Origin of the sequence: Rhizobium sp. 2YAF20 (genome assembly GCF_052114685.1) — a bacterium.
GTDB lineage: Bacteria > Pseudomonadota > Alphaproteobacteria > Rhizobiales > Rhizobiaceae > Rhizobium.
Genome location: NZ_JBFRFF010000001.1, coordinates 262172 through 280062, shown reverse-complemented (window position 1 = coordinate 280062; position 17891 = coordinate 262172). Strand labels below are relative to the sequence as shown.

Here is a 17891-nt window from a genome sequence, read left to right as displayed (position 1 = left end):
GTGAGCCCGCCCATCAAACACCTGGAAGGAGGTCGGCGCCGTGCCTGCAGCGTTATTCGGCCGCCAGTCGGATGACCTCTGCGGTATGCTCCTCATGCTGCTTCAGCGGACGGTTGCCAGAGAGCCTGCGGATGACCACGTAGAACACTGGGGTCATGAAGATGCCGAAGAAGGTCACGCCGATCATGCCCGAGAACACTGCGATGCCCATTGCCGCGCGCATTTCCGCTCCGGCACCGGTCGAGGTAATGAGCGGCACGACGCCCATGATGAACGCCATGGAGGTCATCAGGATCGGCCGCAGGCGCAGGCGGCTCGATTCGATTGCCGCCTGGACCGGGGTCCTGCCATCGAATTCCAGCTCGCGCGCGAACTCGACGATCAGGATGGCGTTCTTTGCCGACAGCCCGACCAGCACCATCAACCCGATCTGGGTGAAGATGTTGTTGTCACCTCCCATCAGCCAGACACCGAACAAGGCAGCAAGCACTCCCATCGGCACAATCATCACGATCGCGAGCGGCAAGGCGAGGCTCTCATATTGCGCGGCGAGCACCAGATAGACCAGGAGCAGCGCGAGCGGGAAGATGATCACGCCCGAGCTACCGGCAAGGATCTGCTGGTAGGTCAAGTCCGTCCACTCGTAGGAAACGCCCTTTGGCAGCGTCTCGTTGGCGATGCGTTCGATTGCAGCCTGCGCCTGACCGGACGAATATCCCGGTGCCGGACCGCCGTTGATGTCGGCGGCAAGGAAGCCGTTATATCGGGTCGTCCGTTCCGGACCCGTACTTGCCTCGACTTTCAGCAATGCCGAAAGCGGGATCATCTGCCCGGACGCGGAGCGAACCTTGAGCTGGCCGATATCGCCAGGATGGGCCCGGAACTTCGCATCGGCCTGCACACGGACGCTGTAGGTGCGGCCGAAAGCGTTGAAGTCGTTGACGTAGAGCGAGCCGAGATAGATCTGCAGCGTGTCGAAAACGTCGGTCACCGAGACGCCGAGCTGCTCTGCCTTGGCGCGATCGAGATCGGCAAAAAGCTGCGGCACGTTGATCTGGAAGCTCGAGAACAACCCAGCCAGTTCAGGCGTCTGATATGCCTTGGCAAGGAATGCCTTGTTGGCGGCATCGAGTGCCTGATAGCCGAGCCCCGCTCGATCCTCGATCTGCAGCTTGAAGCCGCCGGTCGTGCCGAGACCCTGGACGGGCGGCGGCGGGAACATGGCGATGAAGGCGTCCTGGATGCCGGCGAACTTCTGGTTCAGCTGCATGGCGATTGCCCCGCCCGAAAGATTGGGCGTGGTGCGCTCCTCGAACGGCTTCAGCGACACGAAGACGATGCCGGCGTTCGACGAATTGGTAAAGCCGTTGATCGACAGGCCCGGGAAGGCGATCGCGTGCTCGACCCCCGGCTGTTTCAGGGCAATCTCGTTCATGCGCTGGATGACGCTTTCAGTCCGGTCGAGCGTCGCACCGTCAGGCAGCTGTGCAAAGCCGATCAGATACTGCTTGTCCTGCGCCGGTACGAAGCCGCCAGGCACCGCCTGGAACAGGAAGTAGGTGGCACCAATCAACCCGATATAGACCAGCATGACCAGGCTCTTCAGCGACAGGATACCGCCGACGCCCTTGCCGTAGCCGTTCGATCCCGCCTGGAAGACGCGGTTGAAGCCTCGGAAGAACCAGCCGAGCGTGAGGTCCATCGCCCGGGTTAGCCAATCCTTCGGAGCGTGATGGTCGCGCAGCAGAAGGGCAGCCAATGCTGGCGACAGCGTCAGCGAATTGAAGGCCGAGATGACGGTCGAAATCGCGATCGTCAGCGCGAACTGCCGGTAGAATTCGCCAGACAGGCCGGAGATGAAGGCCAGCGGCACGAACACAGCCACCAGCACCAACGCGATGGCGACGATCGGTCCGGAGACTTCCTTCATCGCCTTGTATGTCGCCTCGCGAGGATTGAGCCCGTTCTCGATATTGCGCTCGACGTTTTCCACGACCACGATGGCATCGTCGACGACGATACCGATCGCCAGCACCAGCCCGAACAGGCTGAGCGCATTGATCGAGAAGCCGAAGAGATACATCACGGCGAATGTACCGATGATCGACACCGGAACGGCGATCAGCGGAATGATCGACGCGCGCCAGGTCTGCAGGAACAGGATGACGACGAGCACGACCAGCGCGATCGCTTCGAGCAGCGTGTGGACGACCTTGTCGATCGATGCGCGCACGAACTGCGTCGTGTCATAGACGATCTCGTATTTGACGCCGTCGGGCATTGCCGTCTGCAGCTCGTTCATGGTCTTCATGACCTCGTCCGAGATAGTGATGGCGTTGGAGCCGGGCGCCTGGAAGACGGGAACCGCAACCGCCGCCTTGCCGTCGAGAAGCGACCGCAGCGAATAGTCCGCCGCACCCATTTCGACATGCGCAACATCGCGCAGGCGGGTGATCTGGCCGTTCGCGCCTGACTTGACGATGATGTTGCCGAATTGCTCAGGAGTTTCCAGGCGTCCCTGCGCATTGACTGACAGTTGCACGTCCAGTCCCGGAACGCTCGGCGACGCGCCGATGATGCCGGCGGCCGCCTGCACGTTCTGCTGGCGGATGGCGTTGGCGATGTCGCTGGCGGCAAGTCCGCGCTCGGCGGCCTTCTGTGGATCGACCCAAACGCGCATCGAATAGTCGCCGGAACCGAACACTTCGACCTGGCCGACGCCCTCAATGCGGGCAAGACGGTCCTTGATGTTCAGCGTCGCGTAGTTGCGCAGATAGGTGATGTCATAGCGATTGTCGGGCGAAATCAGGTTCACGACCATCATCAGGTCCGGCGAGCTCTTGACAGTAGTGATGCCGAGATCGCGCACGTTCTGCGGTAGGCGCGGCTCGGCCTGCGACACGCGGTTCTGCACCAGCTGCTGCGCCTTGTCGGGGTCGGTGCCGAGCTTGAAGGTGACCGTCAGCGTCAGGAGGCCGTCCGAGGTCGCCTGGCTCGACATATAGAGCATGCCGTCGACGCCGTTGATCTGCTCTTCGAGCGGTGTCGCCACTGTCTCGGCGATGACCTTCGGATTGGCACCCGGATATTGCGCCGTGACGACGATCGAAGGCGGCACGACCTCGGGATATTCGGAAATCGGCAAAAGCCGCATTCCGATCAGACCGGCGACGAGAATGAGGACCGATAGAACGCCGGCAAACACCGGCCGGTCGACGAAAAATCTGGAAATGTTCATGGCAAATCCCTCTCCAGGGGCGAACAGTGGACCCAAGCGGTCCAAGGCCACGCGGCGCCGGGCGCCACGGGCATTTTGAATTCTGTTGTTTGAGCGGCCGGGAAGCGATCTCCCCGGCTCGAGGTCGCCTACTGTGCGGCCACTTTCTGTTCCGGCTGCGGATCGACCAATGCGCCGGGGCGCACGCGCTGCAGGCCGTTGGTGACGATGCGGTCGCCGCTCGCAAGTCCGGATTCGACGATCCGCTGCCCGTCGTTGAGATCGCCAAGCTTGATCTCGCGATAGGCGACCTTGTTGTCCGCCCCGACGACGAAGACGAACTTCTTGTCCTGATCGGTACCGATCGCCCGCTCGCTGATCATCACCTTGGTTTCCGCCTTCGGCTGGCCCATGCGAACCCGCACGAACTGGCCAGGTATCAGCCGTCCGCCGGTATTGCCGAAGACCGCGCGAACGGTGATCGTGCCGCTTGCAGCATCGACCTCGTTATCGATCAGCTGCAGGCGGCCGACGATCGGTGTGCCGCTATCGTTCGCGGTGCCGATCTGGACTGGAATCTGCTCCACCGGCGGAACGACGCCATCGCCTTGGGAAAGCTGAGAAAGTGCCTGGGTCACGACTTGCTCGCTTGCGCTGAAGCTTGCATAGACCGGATCGACCGAGACCAGCGTCGTCAGCTCAGGCGAAGCGGAGCCGGCGGCGACCAGATTGCCGGCGGTCACCTCGGCCTTGCCGACGCGACCCGATATCGGAGCGCGAACCTGGGTATAATCGAGGTTCAGCTGAGCCGTCTGCAAGGCGGCCTGCGCTGCACGAAGATTGGCCTGGGCTTCGTTATAGGCCCCGGCGCGGGTATCCAGATCGCTCTGCGAGATCGTCTTGCCGTCGGAAAGGCGCCGGCCGCGATCGAGTTCGAGCTTGGTCAGATCGACGCGCGATTCCGCCGCCGCCACCTGGGCCTGCGACTGGGCAACCGCCGCCTCATAGGTGGCCGGATCGATGGTGACCAGCAGGTCGCCCTGCTTTACCAGCGCCCCTTCACGAAAATGTACCGCTTGGATGGCGCCGGCAACGCGCGGACGAACCTGGACGCGATCCACCGCTTCGAGACGGCCGGAAAACTCCTGCCAGCTGGTGACATCCTTCGGCTGAACCGTTGCAACCGTGACCGGGGTCGCCGGAGCAGCGGCGGCCTTCGCCGGCTCGCTCGCCGATGCGCCGCGCGGAAGATCGAAATAGAGTGCGGCGCCGGATACGGACGCGGCAAGGCCTATGCCGGCGCCCCACAGGGCCCAGCGCTTATCGTTGGACTTCATCGTATTTCTCCTTTTCAGCACCGGCTTGGGACCCGGAACCTCAAATGCCTACAGTCTGAATTTACAAACGGGCGGAACCCGCATTTCCTGAACGAACCCCTTGAAACTTTGACAGATTTGCTCTTGCCAAATGGGTTTATCGTTCGATTGCCCACCGTAGATGGTCGGCCAGCCGGTCCCCGCGGGGAGGACCTGCTGGTGAACCGAGACGCCCGCCTTCTTCAGCAGGCTTCCATACTCCATGCTCTCGTCGCGGAGCGGGTCGTCCTCGGCCGTCAGCAACAATGCCGGCGCGAGGCCCGAAAGCCGCGAACAGTATCGAGGCGCCGCATAGGGATGGCAGACACCACCCAGAAATCCCAGGTAGCGGTTCCAGCCTTCCGTCCAGCGCTCGCGCATGCCACTCTCCTCTGCCCGTCCAAAGGACTTGGTCCCCATGAAAGGATCGAGCAGCGGCGAGATCAGGATTTGCCCGTCGAGCGCGCCCGGCATTTGGTCACGCGCCTTTAGGGCAACACCGGCGGCAAGATTTCCGCCGGCTTCTTCACCGGCGACAAACAGCAGAGACTTTTTTCCGCCTATCTGCGCGCGCCGGCTTTGGAGACAGGAGAGCAGGCCGAACGCGCATTCCAGCACTTGCGGGAAAACGTTCTGGCTGGGGCTGCTGTAGTCGGCGGCGATCACGATCGCGCCGGCTGCAGCCAGGCTCGCCGCGACAGGGCGATTGATCGCCGCTGCCGTGTCGAGAAACGCACCGCCATGTAGATACAAAACCAGCGGCGGCGCCTTGTCATCACCCTCGCCATGGTAGATGCGGGCAGCGAGTGGTCCTTGAACCACGTCTTCCAGCATCACATCTTTCCACGGCGCACTCATCAACCAACTCCAGTTCGATGGAAACTGTCCAGCCGTCGCCTTCTGCATCCATCACTTGACCCGAATATATTGTTATTCCGTTTTCAGCATAAGTGGCCTATATTCGAGCGGACTATTCGAGATCACGAACAATCATTTGATTCTGAAGTGCCGGGGATTATTGAGGATGGACCAGCTTTCAGCCATGCGGGCCTTTGCCAGGGTCGTGGAAACGGGCAATTTCACGCGCGCCGCCACGACGCTGTCAATGCCCAAGGCGACCGTGACGACGCTGATCCAATCGCTGGAGCTGCATCTCCACACCAAGCTGTTGAACCGGACGACCCGGCGCGTGATGGTGACCACCGACGGCGCACTCTACTATGAACGTGCTGTCCAGATCCTCTCGGAGATCGAGGAACTCGACGGCAGTGTTAGCAATTCGCAAAGCCTGCCGAGCGGCAGGCTGCGCGTCGAGATGGCCGGCGCCTTTGCCGACGCGATCGTCATTCCGGCCCTTTGCGATTTCCACGAGCGCTACCCGGACATCCATATCGACCTCGGCGTCGGCGATCGGCTGGTCGACTATCTCGCTGAAAATGTCGACTGCGCCCTGCGCGCCGGAATGCCGAGCGACCAGTCGCTGATCGCAAGACGCGTCGCTGAAGTCCAGCTCGTCACCTGCGCCGCGCCGCTCTACATCGAGAAGTTCGGCATTCCGCAACGGCCGGAAGACCTGGAAAACGGCCACGTCGCCGTCAGCTATTTCAGGGCGCAGACGGGCAAGACCATTCCGTTCGAGTTCAGGCGCGGCAACGAGTCCTTCGACATCAGCCCTCGCTACATCCTGTCCGTCAACGACAGCCGGAGCTACGTCTCCGCCGCGATAACAGGGCTTGGCATTGTCCAGGCCCCGTCATTCATGATCCGCGACGCACTCGCCGAGGGCAGGCTGGTGCACATCCTGCCGGACTGGCAGCGCGGCCCCCTTCCCCTCCACATCGTCTACCCCCCGAACCGCCACCTCAGCAACAAGGTCCGCGTCTTCGTCGACTGGCTCGCCAAATTGCTGGTGATGTCGAAGGTTGGAGCCATGTGAGGCGGAGCCCGGGGTCACCCACCAAGCTAACGGACGACCCGACGCAAACATCCTAAACCGACTACCCACCCCGCATCTGTGTTGGACTGGTGCCCGTCAGCCGCCGAAACATCGCGATAAATGCCGAAGCGCTACCGTAGCCGAGCTGCTGGCTGACGTCCTTGACCGGCACCCCGGCTTCGAGCAGCGCAAGCGCCGCAACGAGCTTCAGCCTTTGCCGCCATTCGTTGAAGGACATGCAGAGGTGGTCCTGGCAGCGCCGCGAAAGCGTCCGCTCGGTCGTTTTCATTCCCCTCGCCCATTCCGCGAGGGATCGCCGGTCGCCCGGCGCCGCCCGCAAGGCGTTCAGGACGGGTTCGAGCAATGGATCACCTGATAAAGGCAGATAGCTCTCGCAACGCCGCGCCAGCCGGATCTGGTCGACCAGCACATCGGCAAGTCGCAGATCCTCGGCACTTGCTGGCAGATGGATGTCCCGCGCCGCGAAATCGGCCAGAATCGCCTTCAGCAACGGACTGATGCTCAGCGTCTGCGGACTTCCTGGCAGGTCCGCGCAGAGGGCGCGCTCGACATAGACGGTGACGTAGCGGACATCGTGTTGGTTCCAAGCCTCGTGCAGCGTATCCGGCGGCATCCAGATCGCATAATGCGGTGGCGAAAGGTAGCAAACGCCCTCGATGTCGAATTCGACGACGCCGGATAGCGAATAGTTGAGCTCGCCCCAGCTTTGGCGTGTCGGCGGAAAAAACGTGCCACCCTTATAGCTTTCCGTTCTGAACGAAACGGGCCGCGGCGGCTCTCCCTCAAGGCGCGGGCGTTGAAGCGACATGGCAGCATTCCACGATTGGCCTTCCGAAGTTCGCTATATACCATAATTCGGACAAGGATTAAAAGCTGAACCGATAGACGCCTTCACGCGTGCCATTCCGGAGACGCCAATAGTGAGCACCGCGAAAACCGTTCCCATCGCAGCAGCGCCAGCGACACCGGGCGCTGCATTCACGCCGCTTTGGACCGTGCTGATCTGGTCCGGCAATGTCATCGTTACCGAAGCTGCCTTCGGCGTCATCTCGCCAAGCTCGATTTCCTTATACCGATGGCTGATCGCCTTCGTCTTGCTGATCCCCTTCGTCGGCAAGGGCGCATGGCAAAACCGCGCCATCTTCAGCAGTCATTGGCTGAAGCTGGCAGCCCTTGGCGCGCTCGGCATGGTGATTTACCAAAGCCTTGCCTATGAGGCGGCAAAGACCACCACGGCGGTGAACATGGGCGTGATGCTGGCGCTGATGCCGCTAATGTCGGCGTTTCTGGCGAGCCTCCTTGTCGGAGAACGACTATCCGTCGCGCGGCTTTGCGGTGGAGCGGTGTCGCTCGTCGGCCTCGTCTATCTGACCTCCCACGGGCAGCCGGCGACTTTGCTTAGCGGCGGATTTCACGTCGGCGATGGCCTGATGCTGGTGGCGATCGCGGCGAATTCCCTTTATGGCGTGCTTCTCAAGCGCTGGGCCATTCCGCTTTCCATGTGGCAGCAGCTTTTCTGGCAAATCGGCTTTGCGACGCTGCTGCTCCTGCCTATCTGGTTGATGGGGCCGATCTCGCCGATCACTGCAGCCAACCTGCCGCTTGTCCTCTATGCCGCAATTCCGACATCGCTGATCGCGCCGCTTTACTGGATGATGGGCATCCACCGCCTAGGTGCTGCGCGAACTGCACTGTTCATCAATCTGGTGCCGATGATTGTCGCGGTTCTGGCGTGGGCGATCCTTGGCGAGCAATTGCACGCCTATCACGCGATCGGCGGTGGGCTGGCCCTTCTAGGCGTAGGCATCGGTTTGCGCCGGCCGAAGAACGCGACCGACGTCCAACTTCGATCCGCAGATCAAAGGGCGTGGGAAATCGAGGAACCGTGAGCAAGACAGTTCCCCCGGCGGCGGCTTCGCTTTAGGATAGTCACTAATTTCAAATCGACGAGAAGGAACCGCGCGTGCGCATTGCCCTGGAACCCGTGTCTAGCAGAACGACGATCCAGGAGGGTGTCTACCAGCAGCTGCGCAACGCGCTGATGGCTGGAAGCTTCGATCCCGGGCAGACGCTGACCATCGCCTCGCTTGCCGAGACCTTCGGCACCAGCAACATGCCGGTGCGCGAAGCCCTGCGGCGACTGGCAGCGGAAAACGCGCTCGAAGTCGCCTCGAACGGTTCGGCCCGCATTCCAACGGTGACGGTCGCGCGGCTGGACGATCTCTGCCGCGCCCGGATCGCGGTCGAGGGACTGGCTGCCGAACTCGGCGCCCCACGCCTGACCGCAACGGATATTGCCACGCTCGAAACCATTGCCGCTGAGCAGCACGCGATCGGCCGCAACAGCAATATCTACGGGCTGATGGCCAGGAACCAGCAGTTCCATTTCACCATATACAAAGCTTCCGGCTCGGAAGTGCTGCTGCAGTTAATCGAGACCCTTTGGCTGCGCTTCGGCCCCTATATGCGCATGCTGTCTGCCTCCGTCGAGCCTTTGATGCGAAGCGGCGAGATCGACCCGGCCGATCCGCATCTCGCAATCATCGACGCGCTGAAGGCAGGTGACTTCAAGCGAGCCCGGGACGGCGTGATCGACGACATCCGCCACACCCACGCGATATTGCGCGACTATTGTCCGACGGAGGAGGAACCGCGTTCAAGGGGTGGCGTGAAGTCTTAGCGTGGTCTTCTTCTTGCCTCAGGACAGGGCAATTGCGCACGGGAAGCGGATTGGCGGTAGCTTGTGCTCCAGCCCTCATGGTGAGGAGGCCAGAGGGCCGTCTCGAGCCACGAGGACTGGCCCCGAGGCCGCTTGCCTGTGCAAAACCGCGCACATCGGCGCAAGCGTCCTCGCCTTCGAGGCAATTCTTCGAATTGCACCTCAGAGTGAGGGCTGAACGTCTCAGCCCGGTTCCAGTCGCTCTTTTGCGAAGACCCTGCTTGTGGGGAGAAGGGGACGATGCCGACACCCTTGCCCGTCTAACACCATCGGAAAAACGCCTATACAGTGACCACTCGATAAATTTAGTTGAACTTTCAAATATCTTGTGATCAAATGATCACGAGCCTCTATTCAGTCAAGCGAGATCCTTCATGACCGTTTCCGTTTCCACACAGAAATTTACCGGCGAAAACGGTTTTCCGGTCGATGAGATCCGCAGCATGTTTCCAGCCATTCAGAAGGCGGGCGACTTCGTCTTCCTCGACAATGCCGGCGGCGCGCAGGTCCCCCAGGCGGTTGTCGATGCGGTCGCAACACATCTGATCGACTACAATGTCCAGCGCATGGCCAAATATCAGCATAGCCAGGGCGTCGACCGCAATCTTGACGAAGCCCGCGAAACCGTCGGGCTGCTGGTCAATGCCTATCGTCCTGAAGAGATCTCCTTCGGGTTGAACGCCACCTCGTTCATCCGCCTCGTCAGCCTCGGCATCGCCAAGATGCTGGGCGAGCGCAACGAGATCATCGTCACCGACATGGATCACGACGCCAATATCGCCACATGGATGGCGCTGGAGGCCGATGGCGCCAAGATCGTCTGGTGGCGCATGCGTGAGGACGGCACGCTTAACACCGAAGACCTGAAGCCCTTGCTCAACCAACGCACCCGCCTCGTCGCCTGCACCGTGACTGCCCACTCGATCGGCACCATTGTCGACGTCAAGACAGTCGGCGAACTGGCCCATGCCGCCGGCGGCGAAGTGTTCCTCGACTGCGTGCACTACGGGCCGCACGGCTTGATCGATGTTCGGGACTGGAACTGCGACTATCTCGTCTGCTCCGGCTACAAGAACTTTTCGCCGCATATGGGCTTCCTATGGGGCCGCTACGACGCGCTGGTCAAGCTGCCGACCTTCAAGGAAGACTTCATTCCCGACGTCCCACCCTACAAGATCGAGGTCGGCACCTTCACCTATGAAAACGTCGCGGGCATGAACGCCGCCGTCAAATATCTCGAAGCCCTCGGCCGCCGCTTCTTAGCCGCTGGCGAACATTCCCGCCGCGAGGCGCTGGTTGCCGCCATGGGTGCCATCCGCGAATATGAGACAACGCTCTCCCGCGAACTGCTGTCGATCCTCAAGCGCCACGGCGCCGTCATCTACGGCATTTCCGACGAGGCAAAGGTCGCCGGCCGCGTCCCCACCATCTGCTTCAACATTCCCGGCATTACGCCGCAGCAGATCGCGGAGGAAATGGGCAAGGCCCGTATCGGCCTGCGCGACGGCCACATGTTCGCCCCCCGCCTGATGAAGCGCCTTGGCCTGACGATGGAACAAGGCGCATTGCGCATCTCGATGGTCCATTACAACAAGATCGAGGAAGCTGCGCGTTTTGATAAGGTTTTGGGCGAGATTATTGCGCGGCACAGGTAGGCCCGGCATAGATAGGATTGAGTGGGGCGGCGGCACCTCACGACGTTCACGTCAAGCCGCCTCCCTCTGTCAACCTTCGGTGACATCTCCCCCACAGGTGGGGAGATTTGGAGGATGCCGCACTCGCAGCGTCAAACAGAGCCCATCGAATCTTAGCAAGGGCAAGGATAGAGCGGCATCTTATTCTCCCCACCTGCGGGGGAGATGTCGGCCCCGCCGACAGAGAGGGCCGGCTGGCACCGTACGTCCCGAAGTCCTCAAACGCTATTCACCGCAAATTCTGCGGAAAATAACCCCTTAATCTGCGCATCCCTTCACGCCCGATAACCCGCTCGCTTCAAGATCGGCAGCACGCGGTCGCAAAAGAACGGTAGCTCCTGCGTATAATTGACGAAGGACAGCGCAATACCCGCACAGCCCTGCCCCGAGATGGCGATCATTTCCTCGGCGATGCTCTCGGGCGTCCCGATCAGCGGATAGCTGCCCGCCCCACCGGCGAAACGTTGACGGTAGCGGTCATAGGCATCGCCATCATGGGACTGCGAGAACTCCTTCTTGCCGGCCATGTGGGCGTCGACCGCCTCGTGATCAGCCATGTCGACTGCGTATCGCCGGTAATAATCCTCGGCTTCGGTGCGGCTTTCCCGGCAAACGACGTGACAGACGGTGTAGACGCCGACATCGCGGCCGTTCTTTTCGGCACGTTCGCGGATATCCGCGACATGCTTTCCAGCATCGGCGATTTGCGAGAATGTCGTGAAAAGATAATCACAGCTCGCCGCCGCGAAATCCCGTCCTGGTCCGCCAAAGGCCGCGTTCATCGTAACGGGTCGTGGCGATTGCAGGCTGGCCGGCCGGCTGACCGCGTCTTTCAGCGTGTAGTAGCTGCCGTTGAAATCGAATGGCTGTTCCGGTCCATAGGCCCGTTCGACAATCTCCAGCCACTCGGCGGCCTGGTCGTATCCCTTTTCGACCAGCGGCGTGCCGAACATGCCGAATTCCTTGGGATTCCAGCCGCAGACAATGTTGAGACCGGCTCGCCCGCCGCTGACGTGATCGACGGTCGCCAGCGATTTCGCCGCATAAAGCGGATGGACGAGCGGCACATGCACCGTCATGAACAGGCCGATCTGCTCGGTCGATGCGGCAAGCGCCGCCGCCCAGGTGAACGTCTCGAACGACCACTCGCGCACCCGGTTTCGCCCGCCAAAGCCACGCCAGCGTGCGATCGGCAGGAGGAATTCGAGCCCGGCATGGTCGGCGATCTGAGCCGCGGTGAGGTTATCCTCCCAGCTCGCCGTCCAGCGCTCTGGCACGTCGGTGATTGCCAGTCCGCCATCGGCATTGGTCGAAAAAACACCGAGCTTCAGCCTGTTCGGACCCTTGAGCGGATGCGCCTTGATCATGTCGTTCTCCTCACCTGTCGCAATCACGCTAAGGCGACGGCATAATATTTCAAGTCTAAAATAGATTGCACCTTCGCAGCAATTGCGTTTCGATCTATCAATCACCAACGAAACGCTGCGATCCGAGGATTTCAATGGCCACCTTCCGCAAAAGCTGCATCGAACGCCAGCCGCTGATCGGCACATTTGCGGCCATCCCCCATCCGGTGGCGATAGAGGTCGTGGCCCAGGCTGGCCCCGATTTTCTATGCATCGACTGGGAACATTCGCAGATCGGCCGCGAACGGATCGAAGACCTTATCCGCGCTGCAGACATCCATCGCGTACCGGCCATCGTCCGGGTTCCCGGCCATGCGCCGGAGCAGATCGCCGCCGTGCTGGATGCCGGTGCCTCAGGGGTGCTGGTGCCGCGCGTTTCAACGGCAGAACAGGCGAAAGCCGTCGTCATGGCGACGCGATACCCGCCCATCGGCGAGCGCGGCGTCGGCCCGGGCCGGGCTGCCGGCTACGGTTATCGCATCCCGGACTATCTTTCGAAGGCCAACGACGAACTGGTTCTCGCCATCCAGGTCGAGACCGCGGAAGGTCTTGCCAACATCGCCGAGATCGCAGCCGTCGATGGCGTCGACGTCATTTTCGTCGGCCCCGGCGACCTCTCCGTCTCGATCGGCGCGCTTGGACCGCAGGGCAAAAGCAGGCTCGACGACGCCATCCGCACCATCACGACAACAGCCCTCGTCGCGGGACGCAGCGTCGGAATTTTCCGGCCATCGACGGATGACATCGCCCAGTGGTCGGCAACGGGCATCAGCTTCTTCCTGCTTGCCAGCGACACTATGTTTTTAGGGGCTGCGGTTGCGGAAAAAACAGCCGATGCACGCGCAAAGGCGACAAAATAAACAATCGTATATTATATAACACTTTCAATATTTTACGGCGAAAATAAAGACGTGGGAAACATGCAAAAAACAGAGACTATTTAAGCTTCAAATTTTTTCCTTGAAATGCCCGCCGTTTTGGATAACGATCCCAGCATAAGGAGCGATCCCGACGCTGCGACCGCAACGGATCGGCGCTTTCGGATAAAGCCTTCAAGGAAAGTTCATTGTCTTTTAGACCACAGCAAACCCCGCCTGTAGCATCAGATCGCCATGCCTTCGATGGCATCCGCGCGCAGATACGCGACCTTTACACGGAGAATATTGCCGAGCTGGCGATGCGGGCGAAAGAACTCGGCGACGTCATTCCGCTCTGGTATGGCGAAGGCGATATGGTGACGCCCCCCTTCATCCGCGATGCCGCCAAGCGGGCGCTCGACGAAGGCTCGACATTCTATATCCCCAATATGCGCGGGCTCGGTGCGCTGAACGAAGCGCTGTCGGATTATCAGTCCAGGCTCCACGAGCGCCACATACCGATCGCGCGTACGACCGTGGCGCCCGGCGGCATGCAGGCGCTTTATATCGCGCTCGAGCTGCTGGTCGATCTCGGTAGCAACATCGTCTATGTCGCGCCGCAATGGCCCAACATTCACAACGCTATCCACCTGATCGGCGGCGAGCCGCGACCGGTTTCGCTCGATTTCGACACCGACTGGCGGCTCGACCTCGACAAGATTTTCGCCCGCTGCGACGCCCGCACCCGCGCCATCTTCCTGTCGACGCCATCGAATCCGACCGGTTGGACGGCTTCGCGTGAGGAAATGCAGGCGCTGCTCGATTTCAGCCGCCGCACGGGCATCTGGATCATTTCCGACGAGGTCTATGGCAGGCTCTATTTCGACGGGCGCGTCGCGCCGTCGATCCTGCAGATCGCCGAGGATGGCGACCGGGTGATTTCAATCAACAGTTTCTCCAAGGCCTGGGCGATGACCGGCTGGCGCATCGGCTGGCTGACGCATCCGTCAGGCGTTGCCGATCAGCTGGCGGCGATGACCCAATATATCAACAGCGGAACGGCAGGCATCATCCAGGCCGGCGCCCTGGCGGCGATCCGCGATGGCGAACCGCTGGTCGAGGAGATCCGCGGCAAGATCAAGGTAGGTCTCGATCTTGCCTATGAAAGGCTGCCCGAGATCCCCGGCATCATCCTACCGGACAAGCCTCGCGGCGGCATGTATGCGTTCTTTGCGCTCGAAGGCGAGCCAGATGCCCGCGCCGCCTGCGCCCGCATTCTCGAGAGCGCCCGCGTTGGCCTGGCACCCGGCTATCTCTTCGGCGACAGTTCGCGCGCTTTTCTGCGCATGTGTATCTTCCGCGATATCGAACAGATACGCACGGCGCTCGACCGCATGGTCGACGCAATGAAATGACGGCCGGCCTTGACGGGCAGACCGACGATACTCCGTGGGCCAAGGGCGCCCCGGGTCATAGCCAAAATGAATCATAACCAGAGGGAGATAAAGAAAATGAGCCTAACGCGTCGTAACCTGTTGGTCCTTGCGGCCGCTGTCGGCATTGCCGGCGGAACTTCCTTCGCATATGCCGCCGACACGCTGAATGTCGGCTCCTACCCCAACAACCCGCCGTTCGAATACAAGACCGACAGCGGTTCTTTCGAAGGCTTCGAAGTTGACGTCGTCAATGAAGCTGCCAAGCGCGCCGGCATGACCACGGCAATCGCCGATTACGGCTTCCAGGCGCTCTTCGCCGGCACCAGCTCCAAGCGCATCGACGTGGCGATCTCCTCGATCACCATCACACCTGAACGCCTGAAGTCGCAATCCTTCACCCAGCCCTATTACGACAGCGACATGGGCGTCGCCACCAAGGACGGCAGCACCGTCAAGGGCGTGGCCGACCTCAAGGGCAAGATCATCGGCGTGCTCTCCGGCTCGACCGGCGAAAAGTGGGTCAAGGACAACAAGGCCGCCGACGGCTTTGCCGACATCAAGGGCTACAACTCGCAGCAGGATATGTTCCTCGACCTGGGTGCCGGCCGCGTCGACGCCGTCGTCAGCGACGTACCCGGAATGCAGTATCTCTTCATCAAGATGAAGGGTTTTGCCATCGCGGACCGCATCAAGACCGGCGAACAATACGGCCTGATGATGACCAAGGATTCGCCGCTGCTTGGAAAGATCAACGATGCGATCACGGCCATGAAGAAGGACGGCACCATGCAGACGATCCACAAGAAGTGGTTCGGCAGCGACGCACCCGCCGCATCCTCCACCGCCACCGAGATGCCTATCCCCAAAGCGTGATCAAAAGATCACTTTCCCAAAGCCAGCATGCCGACCGATAGTCGGCATGCTGGACCGCCGCTCATAGCACCCGCCAGGCCATTCATCGTTTCCTGGAAACGCTTCATGGCTCTAACTGTTTGCTTTGACGCAATTCCCCAGGAACCCCGCTTCGCGCTTTTCCTGGAAACGCTTTAGGAATGCCCATGTCGCTCGTCGAAACCTTCTTCAACTACGACGTTTTGATGTCGTCCATTCCAGCGCTTCTGCGCGGCCTATGGAACACGCTGCTGCTTGGCCTGATGAGCATCGCCATCGGCGTTCCCCTTGGCCTCGTCATCAGCCTCGTCAGGCTCTACGCGCCACGGCCCTTCCAGCTGATTTCCATCGCCTATATCGACATCCTGCGCGCAACGCCGGTGCTGGTGGTCCTCATCTTGATCTATTACGCCCTGCCTTTCGTCGGCATCAGGCTGACCTCCTGGACATCGGCCGTCATGGCCTTCTCGATCGTCATGGCCGCCTATTCCGCCGAGGTCTTCCGCTCGGGCATCGAGAGCGTCGCCAAGGGCCAGTTCGAGGCGGCTGCCGCCCTCGGCCTGCCCTTCCTGATCACGCTTTACAAGGTCGTCCTGCCGCAAGCCGTCCGCATCGTCATTCCACCGATGACCAGCAACTGCGTCTCGATGTTCAAGGACACCTCGCTCGCCTCGACCGTAGCGCTTCCCGAACTGCTAAAAGAAGCTCAGGACGCCCAGGCCCTCTACGCCAACCCCTCCCCGCTGATTGGCGCGGCCCTGGTATATATCATCCTGCTCTGGCCGATGGTCCGGCTGGTCAGCATGCTGGAGAAGCGGTTCAAGAACGAGAAGGCCCATTGAGCGTGAGTGGTGAGCAGAGTTTCCAGGAGCGGTCCTTCGCCTCAGTGCAGTTAATCAGCCGGCTGGCGCTAACACTGCCACCAAACACCGCGCAGCTGAACTCGTAGGCTGCCGGATGGTGTGCCGGCTGGACACATTCCGGTTTCCGGAATGTCCGTCGGATGCGCCTTTTGGCAAACTTGCCTGAGCCAGCGTCGAACGCGCGAGGCACATAAACGGAGCGACGGCTCTTACCGCGATCTTGGCCGCCGACGTAGTCGGCTACAGCAGCCTCATGAGGAAGGAGGAGGTCGGCACGCCGGAGCGGCTAAAGATCTGTCGTCACGAGCTGTTCGACCCCGCGGTGGCGGAGTTTCGGGGCCGCCTCATCAAACTCATGGGAGACGGCGCTCTGGTCGAGTTTGCCAGCGTGGTCGATGCAGTCCAGTGCGCCGCAGCGATCCAACGGAGGATGGCAGAGCACGATCCTGCCGCCCCGGAAGCGCGGAAAATTCGCTTCCGCATTGGTTTAAATCTAGGCGACGTTCTCGTCGAGGACGACGATCTTTACGGTGACGGCGTCAACGTCGCCGCGCGGCTGGAGGGTTTGGCTGAGCCTGGCGGCATTTGCATATCGGGATCCGCCTTCGATCACGTCGTTCACAAGGCTGATGTGGGGTTCATAAGCCTTGGCAAGAAGCGGCTTAAGAACATTGCCGATTCCGTTCGCGTTTACCGCATTCTGCTCGATTCCAGCATAGCGGGAGAGGTGACTGGATCGTCGCATCGGCCGAGCGCCTGCACCGTGATCCTGCCGGCGATCGGAATTGCAGCGCTGCTGATTGCCCTGCTCGCAACCGTTGCATTGCAGTTCGATTGGCGCAAGCCCTTAGCGCCGCTGCGGACGTCGGTCGCGATCCTGCCATTCACCAACCTGAGCGGCGATCCGAAGGAGGACTACGTCTCCGACGGCACCACTGAAGATCTGATCATTCAGCCAGCCTCTCAATCAACCCCGGACAAATGATTGCTGACCGAGGCCTTGACCTCGCCGATGTCGTTCCAGAGTTCGGCGATGATGGCCGGCTTGACGTCCGCCATCATGTCGCGCAGCCAGCCTTCGTGGGCGGCGGCCATGGCGCCGAAGAGTTTTTCGCCCTTGGGCGTCAGCTTGGCGACCGTGACGCGGCGGTCGCCATCCGGAGTTTCCCGGCGCACCATGCCGTCGACTTCAAGCCGCTCGACCAGGCCGGTAATATTGCCGTTGGTCACCATCGTGCGCTTGGAGAGTTCGCCGAGCCTCAGGCCATCGCGCTCGCGATAGAGCTGCGCCATCAGGTCGAATTGCGGCAGCGTGGCGCCAAACTCGGCGCGCAGCCGCCGGCGGACTTCCTGCGATACCAGCTTCGTGGTCGAAAGCATCCGCAGCCAGAGCCTGAGCTCCTGCTTCTTGCCTTCCTGCGCGCCCTGGACGATGATTTCCAGATCGACAGTTTCGCTATCCGCCTCGGCCATGTTCCCTGCTCAAATCCTGCATC

At 61.1% G+C, this 17891-nt stretch carries 15 protein-coding genes; 9 read left to right on the top strand and 6 right to left on the bottom strand.

What is annotated here, in order from left to right; all coding sequences use genetic code 11:
* Nucleotides 1–52 precede the first annotated feature (52 nt).
* The 3 genes from AB4Z52_RS01320 to AB4Z52_RS01310 all read right to left on the bottom strand — a co-directional run bounded on the left by AB4Z52_RS01320 (nt 53) and on the right by AB4Z52_RS01310 (nt 5430).
* Nucleotides 53–3238, bottom strand: coding sequence for an efflux RND transporter permease subunit (locus tag AB4Z52_RS01320; RefSeq protein ID WP_442216093.1), 3186 nt, complete (start codon nt 3236–3238; stop codon nt 53–55).
* Nucleotides 3239–3366: 128 nt separating this feature from the next.
* Nucleotides 3367–4554, bottom strand: coding sequence for an efflux RND transporter periplasmic adaptor subunit (locus AB4Z52_RS01315; protein WP_442216092.1), 1188 nt, complete (start codon nt 4552–4554; stop codon nt 3367–3369).
* 48 nt (nt 4555–4602) lie between these two features.
* Nucleotides 4603–5430: an alpha/beta hydrolase fold domain-containing protein gene (locus tag AB4Z52_RS01310; RefSeq protein ID WP_442216091.1), complete on the bottom strand. Its 828-nt coding sequence runs from the start codon at nt 5428–5430 to the stop codon at nt 4603–4605.
* Nucleotides 5431–5596: 166 nt separating this feature from the next.
* Here AB4Z52_RS01310 and AB4Z52_RS01305 point away from each other — a divergent pair, with 166 nt between their 5' ends.
* Nucleotides 5597–6508 (top strand): LysR substrate-binding domain-containing protein, encoded by a 912-nt coding sequence (locus AB4Z52_RS01305; RefSeq protein ID WP_442216090.1) that lies wholly within the window; start codon nt 5597–5599, stop codon nt 6506–6508.
* A 61-nt stretch (nt 6509–6569) separates the two neighbouring features.
* On the opposite strand, the gene AB4Z52_RS01300 is transcribed toward AB4Z52_RS01305, so the two are convergent.
* Nucleotides 6570–7337 (bottom strand): AraC family transcriptional regulator, encoded by a 768-nt coding sequence (locus AB4Z52_RS01300; RefSeq protein ID WP_442216089.1) that lies wholly within the window; start codon nt 7335–7337, stop codon nt 6570–6572.
* A gap of 112 nt (nt 7338–7449) precedes the next feature.
* Between AB4Z52_RS01300 and AB4Z52_RS01295 the strand changes: the two genes are divergently transcribed.
* From AB4Z52_RS01295 to AB4Z52_RS01285, 3 genes are all read left to right on the top strand, one after another.
* The gene (locus AB4Z52_RS01295; RefSeq protein ID WP_442216088.1) at nt 7450–8418 is read left to right on the top strand and encodes a DMT family transporter; all 969 of its coding nucleotides are present in this window, start codon (nt 7450–7452) and stop codon (nt 8416–8418) included.
* Between the two features lie 74 nt (nt 8419–8492).
* Nucleotides 8493–9209: a GntR family transcriptional regulator gene (locus tag AB4Z52_RS01290; RefSeq protein WP_442216087.1), complete on the top strand. Its 717-nt coding sequence runs from the start codon at nt 8493–8495 to the stop codon at nt 9207–9209.
* A 413-nt stretch (nt 9210–9622) separates the two neighbouring features.
* Complete coding sequence (locus tag AB4Z52_RS01285; RefSeq protein WP_442216086.1) at nt 9623–10903, top strand: cysteine desulfurase-like protein; 1281 nt, start codon at nt 9623–9625, stop codon at nt 10901–10903.
* A 314-nt stretch (nt 10904–11217) separates the two neighbouring features.
* Here the strand turns inward: AB4Z52_RS01285 and AB4Z52_RS01280 are convergent, their stop codons facing one another.
* The gene (locus AB4Z52_RS01280) at nt 11218–12309 is read right to left on the bottom strand and encodes an LLM class flavin-dependent oxidoreductase (protein WP_442216085.1); all 1092 of its coding nucleotides are present in this window, start codon (nt 12307–12309) and stop codon (nt 11218–11220) included.
* Nucleotides 12310–12443: 134 nt separating this feature from the next.
* Here AB4Z52_RS01280 and AB4Z52_RS01275 point away from each other — a divergent pair, with 134 nt between their 5' ends.
* From AB4Z52_RS01275 to AB4Z52_RS01255, 5 genes are all read left to right on the top strand, one after another.
* Nucleotides 12444–13208, top strand: coding sequence for an HpcH/HpaI aldolase family protein (locus AB4Z52_RS01275; RefSeq protein ID WP_442216084.1), 765 nt, complete (start codon nt 12444–12446; stop codon nt 13206–13208).
* 206 nt (nt 13209–13414) lie between these two features.
* On the top strand, nt 13415–14620 hold the full coding sequence (locus AB4Z52_RS01270) for a pyridoxal phosphate-dependent aminotransferase (RefSeq protein ID WP_442216083.1): 1206 nt from the start codon (nt 13415–13417) through the stop codon (nt 14618–14620).
* A gap of 96 nt (nt 14621–14716) precedes the next feature.
* The gene (locus AB4Z52_RS01265) at nt 14717–15514 is read left to right on the top strand and encodes an ABC transporter substrate-binding protein (protein WP_442216082.1); all 798 of its coding nucleotides are present in this window, start codon (nt 14717–14719) and stop codon (nt 15512–15514) included.
* Between the two features lie 185 nt (nt 15515–15699).
* Entirely contained in the window at nt 15700–16374 is a 675-nt protein-coding gene (locus AB4Z52_RS01260) for an amino acid ABC transporter permease (RefSeq protein WP_442216081.1), read from the top strand.
* A 241-nt stretch (nt 16375–16615) separates the two neighbouring features.
* Nucleotides 16616–17380, top strand: a complete 765-nt coding sequence (locus AB4Z52_RS01255; protein ID WP_442216080.1) for an adenylate/guanylate cyclase domain-containing protein — start codon at nt 16616–16618, stop codon at nt 17378–17380.
* Here AB4Z52_RS01255 and AB4Z52_RS01250 read toward each other — a convergent pair.
* Entirely contained in the window at nt 17359–17868 is a 510-nt protein-coding gene (locus AB4Z52_RS01250) for a MarR family winged helix-turn-helix transcriptional regulator (RefSeq protein ID WP_442216079.1), read from the bottom strand. The two genes, AB4Z52_RS01255 and AB4Z52_RS01250, sit on opposite strands and share 22 nt — an antisense overlap.
* Nucleotides 17869–17891: the final 23 nt, after the last annotated feature.

What these genes read in the sequence shown, in the direction of transcription:
- AB4Z52_RS01265 (WP_442216082.1), top strand. Translation starts at nt 14,717, where the DNA reads ATGAGCCTAACGCGTCGTAACCTGTTGGTCCTTGCGGCCGCTGTCGGC.
- AB4Z52_RS01300 (WP_442216089.1), bottom strand. Translation starts at nt 7,337, where the DNA reads ATGTCGCTTCAACGCCCGCGCCTTGAGGGAGAGCCGCCGCGGCCCGTT.
- AB4Z52_RS01275 (WP_442216084.1), top strand. Translation starts at nt 12,444, where the DNA reads ATGGCCACCTTCCGCAAAAGCTGCATCGAACGCCAGCCGCTGATCGGC.
- AB4Z52_RS01285 (WP_442216086.1), top strand. Translation starts at nt 9,623, where the DNA reads ATGACCGTTTCCGTTTCCACACAGAAATTTACCGGCGAAAACGGTTTT.
- AB4Z52_RS01315 (WP_442216092.1), bottom strand. Translation starts at nt 4,554, where the DNA reads ATGAAGTCCAACGATAAGCGCTGGGCCCTGTGGGGCGCCGGCATAGGC.
- AB4Z52_RS01320 (WP_442216093.1), bottom strand. Translation starts at nt 3,238, where the DNA reads ATGAACATTTCCAGATTTTTCGTCGACCGGCCGGTGTTTGCCGGCGTT.
- AB4Z52_RS01305 (WP_442216090.1), top strand. Translation starts at nt 5,597, where the DNA reads ATGGACCAGCTTTCAGCCATGCGGGCCTTTGCCAGGGTCGTGGAAACG.
- AB4Z52_RS01250 (WP_442216079.1), bottom strand. Translation starts at nt 17,868, where the DNA reads ATGGCCGAGGCGGATAGCGAAACTGTCGATCTGGAAATCATCGTCCAG.
- AB4Z52_RS01310 (WP_442216091.1), bottom strand. Translation starts at nt 5,430, where the DNA reads ATGAGTGCGCCGTGGAAAGATGTGATGCTGGAAGACGTGGTTCAAGGA.
- AB4Z52_RS01280 (WP_442216085.1), bottom strand. Translation starts at nt 12,309, where the DNA reads ATGATCAAGGCGCATCCGCTCAAGGGTCCGAACAGGCTGAAGCTCGGT.
- AB4Z52_RS01260 (WP_442216081.1), top strand. Translation starts at nt 15,700, where the DNA reads ATGTCGCTCGTCGAAACCTTCTTCAACTACGACGTTTTGATGTCGTCC.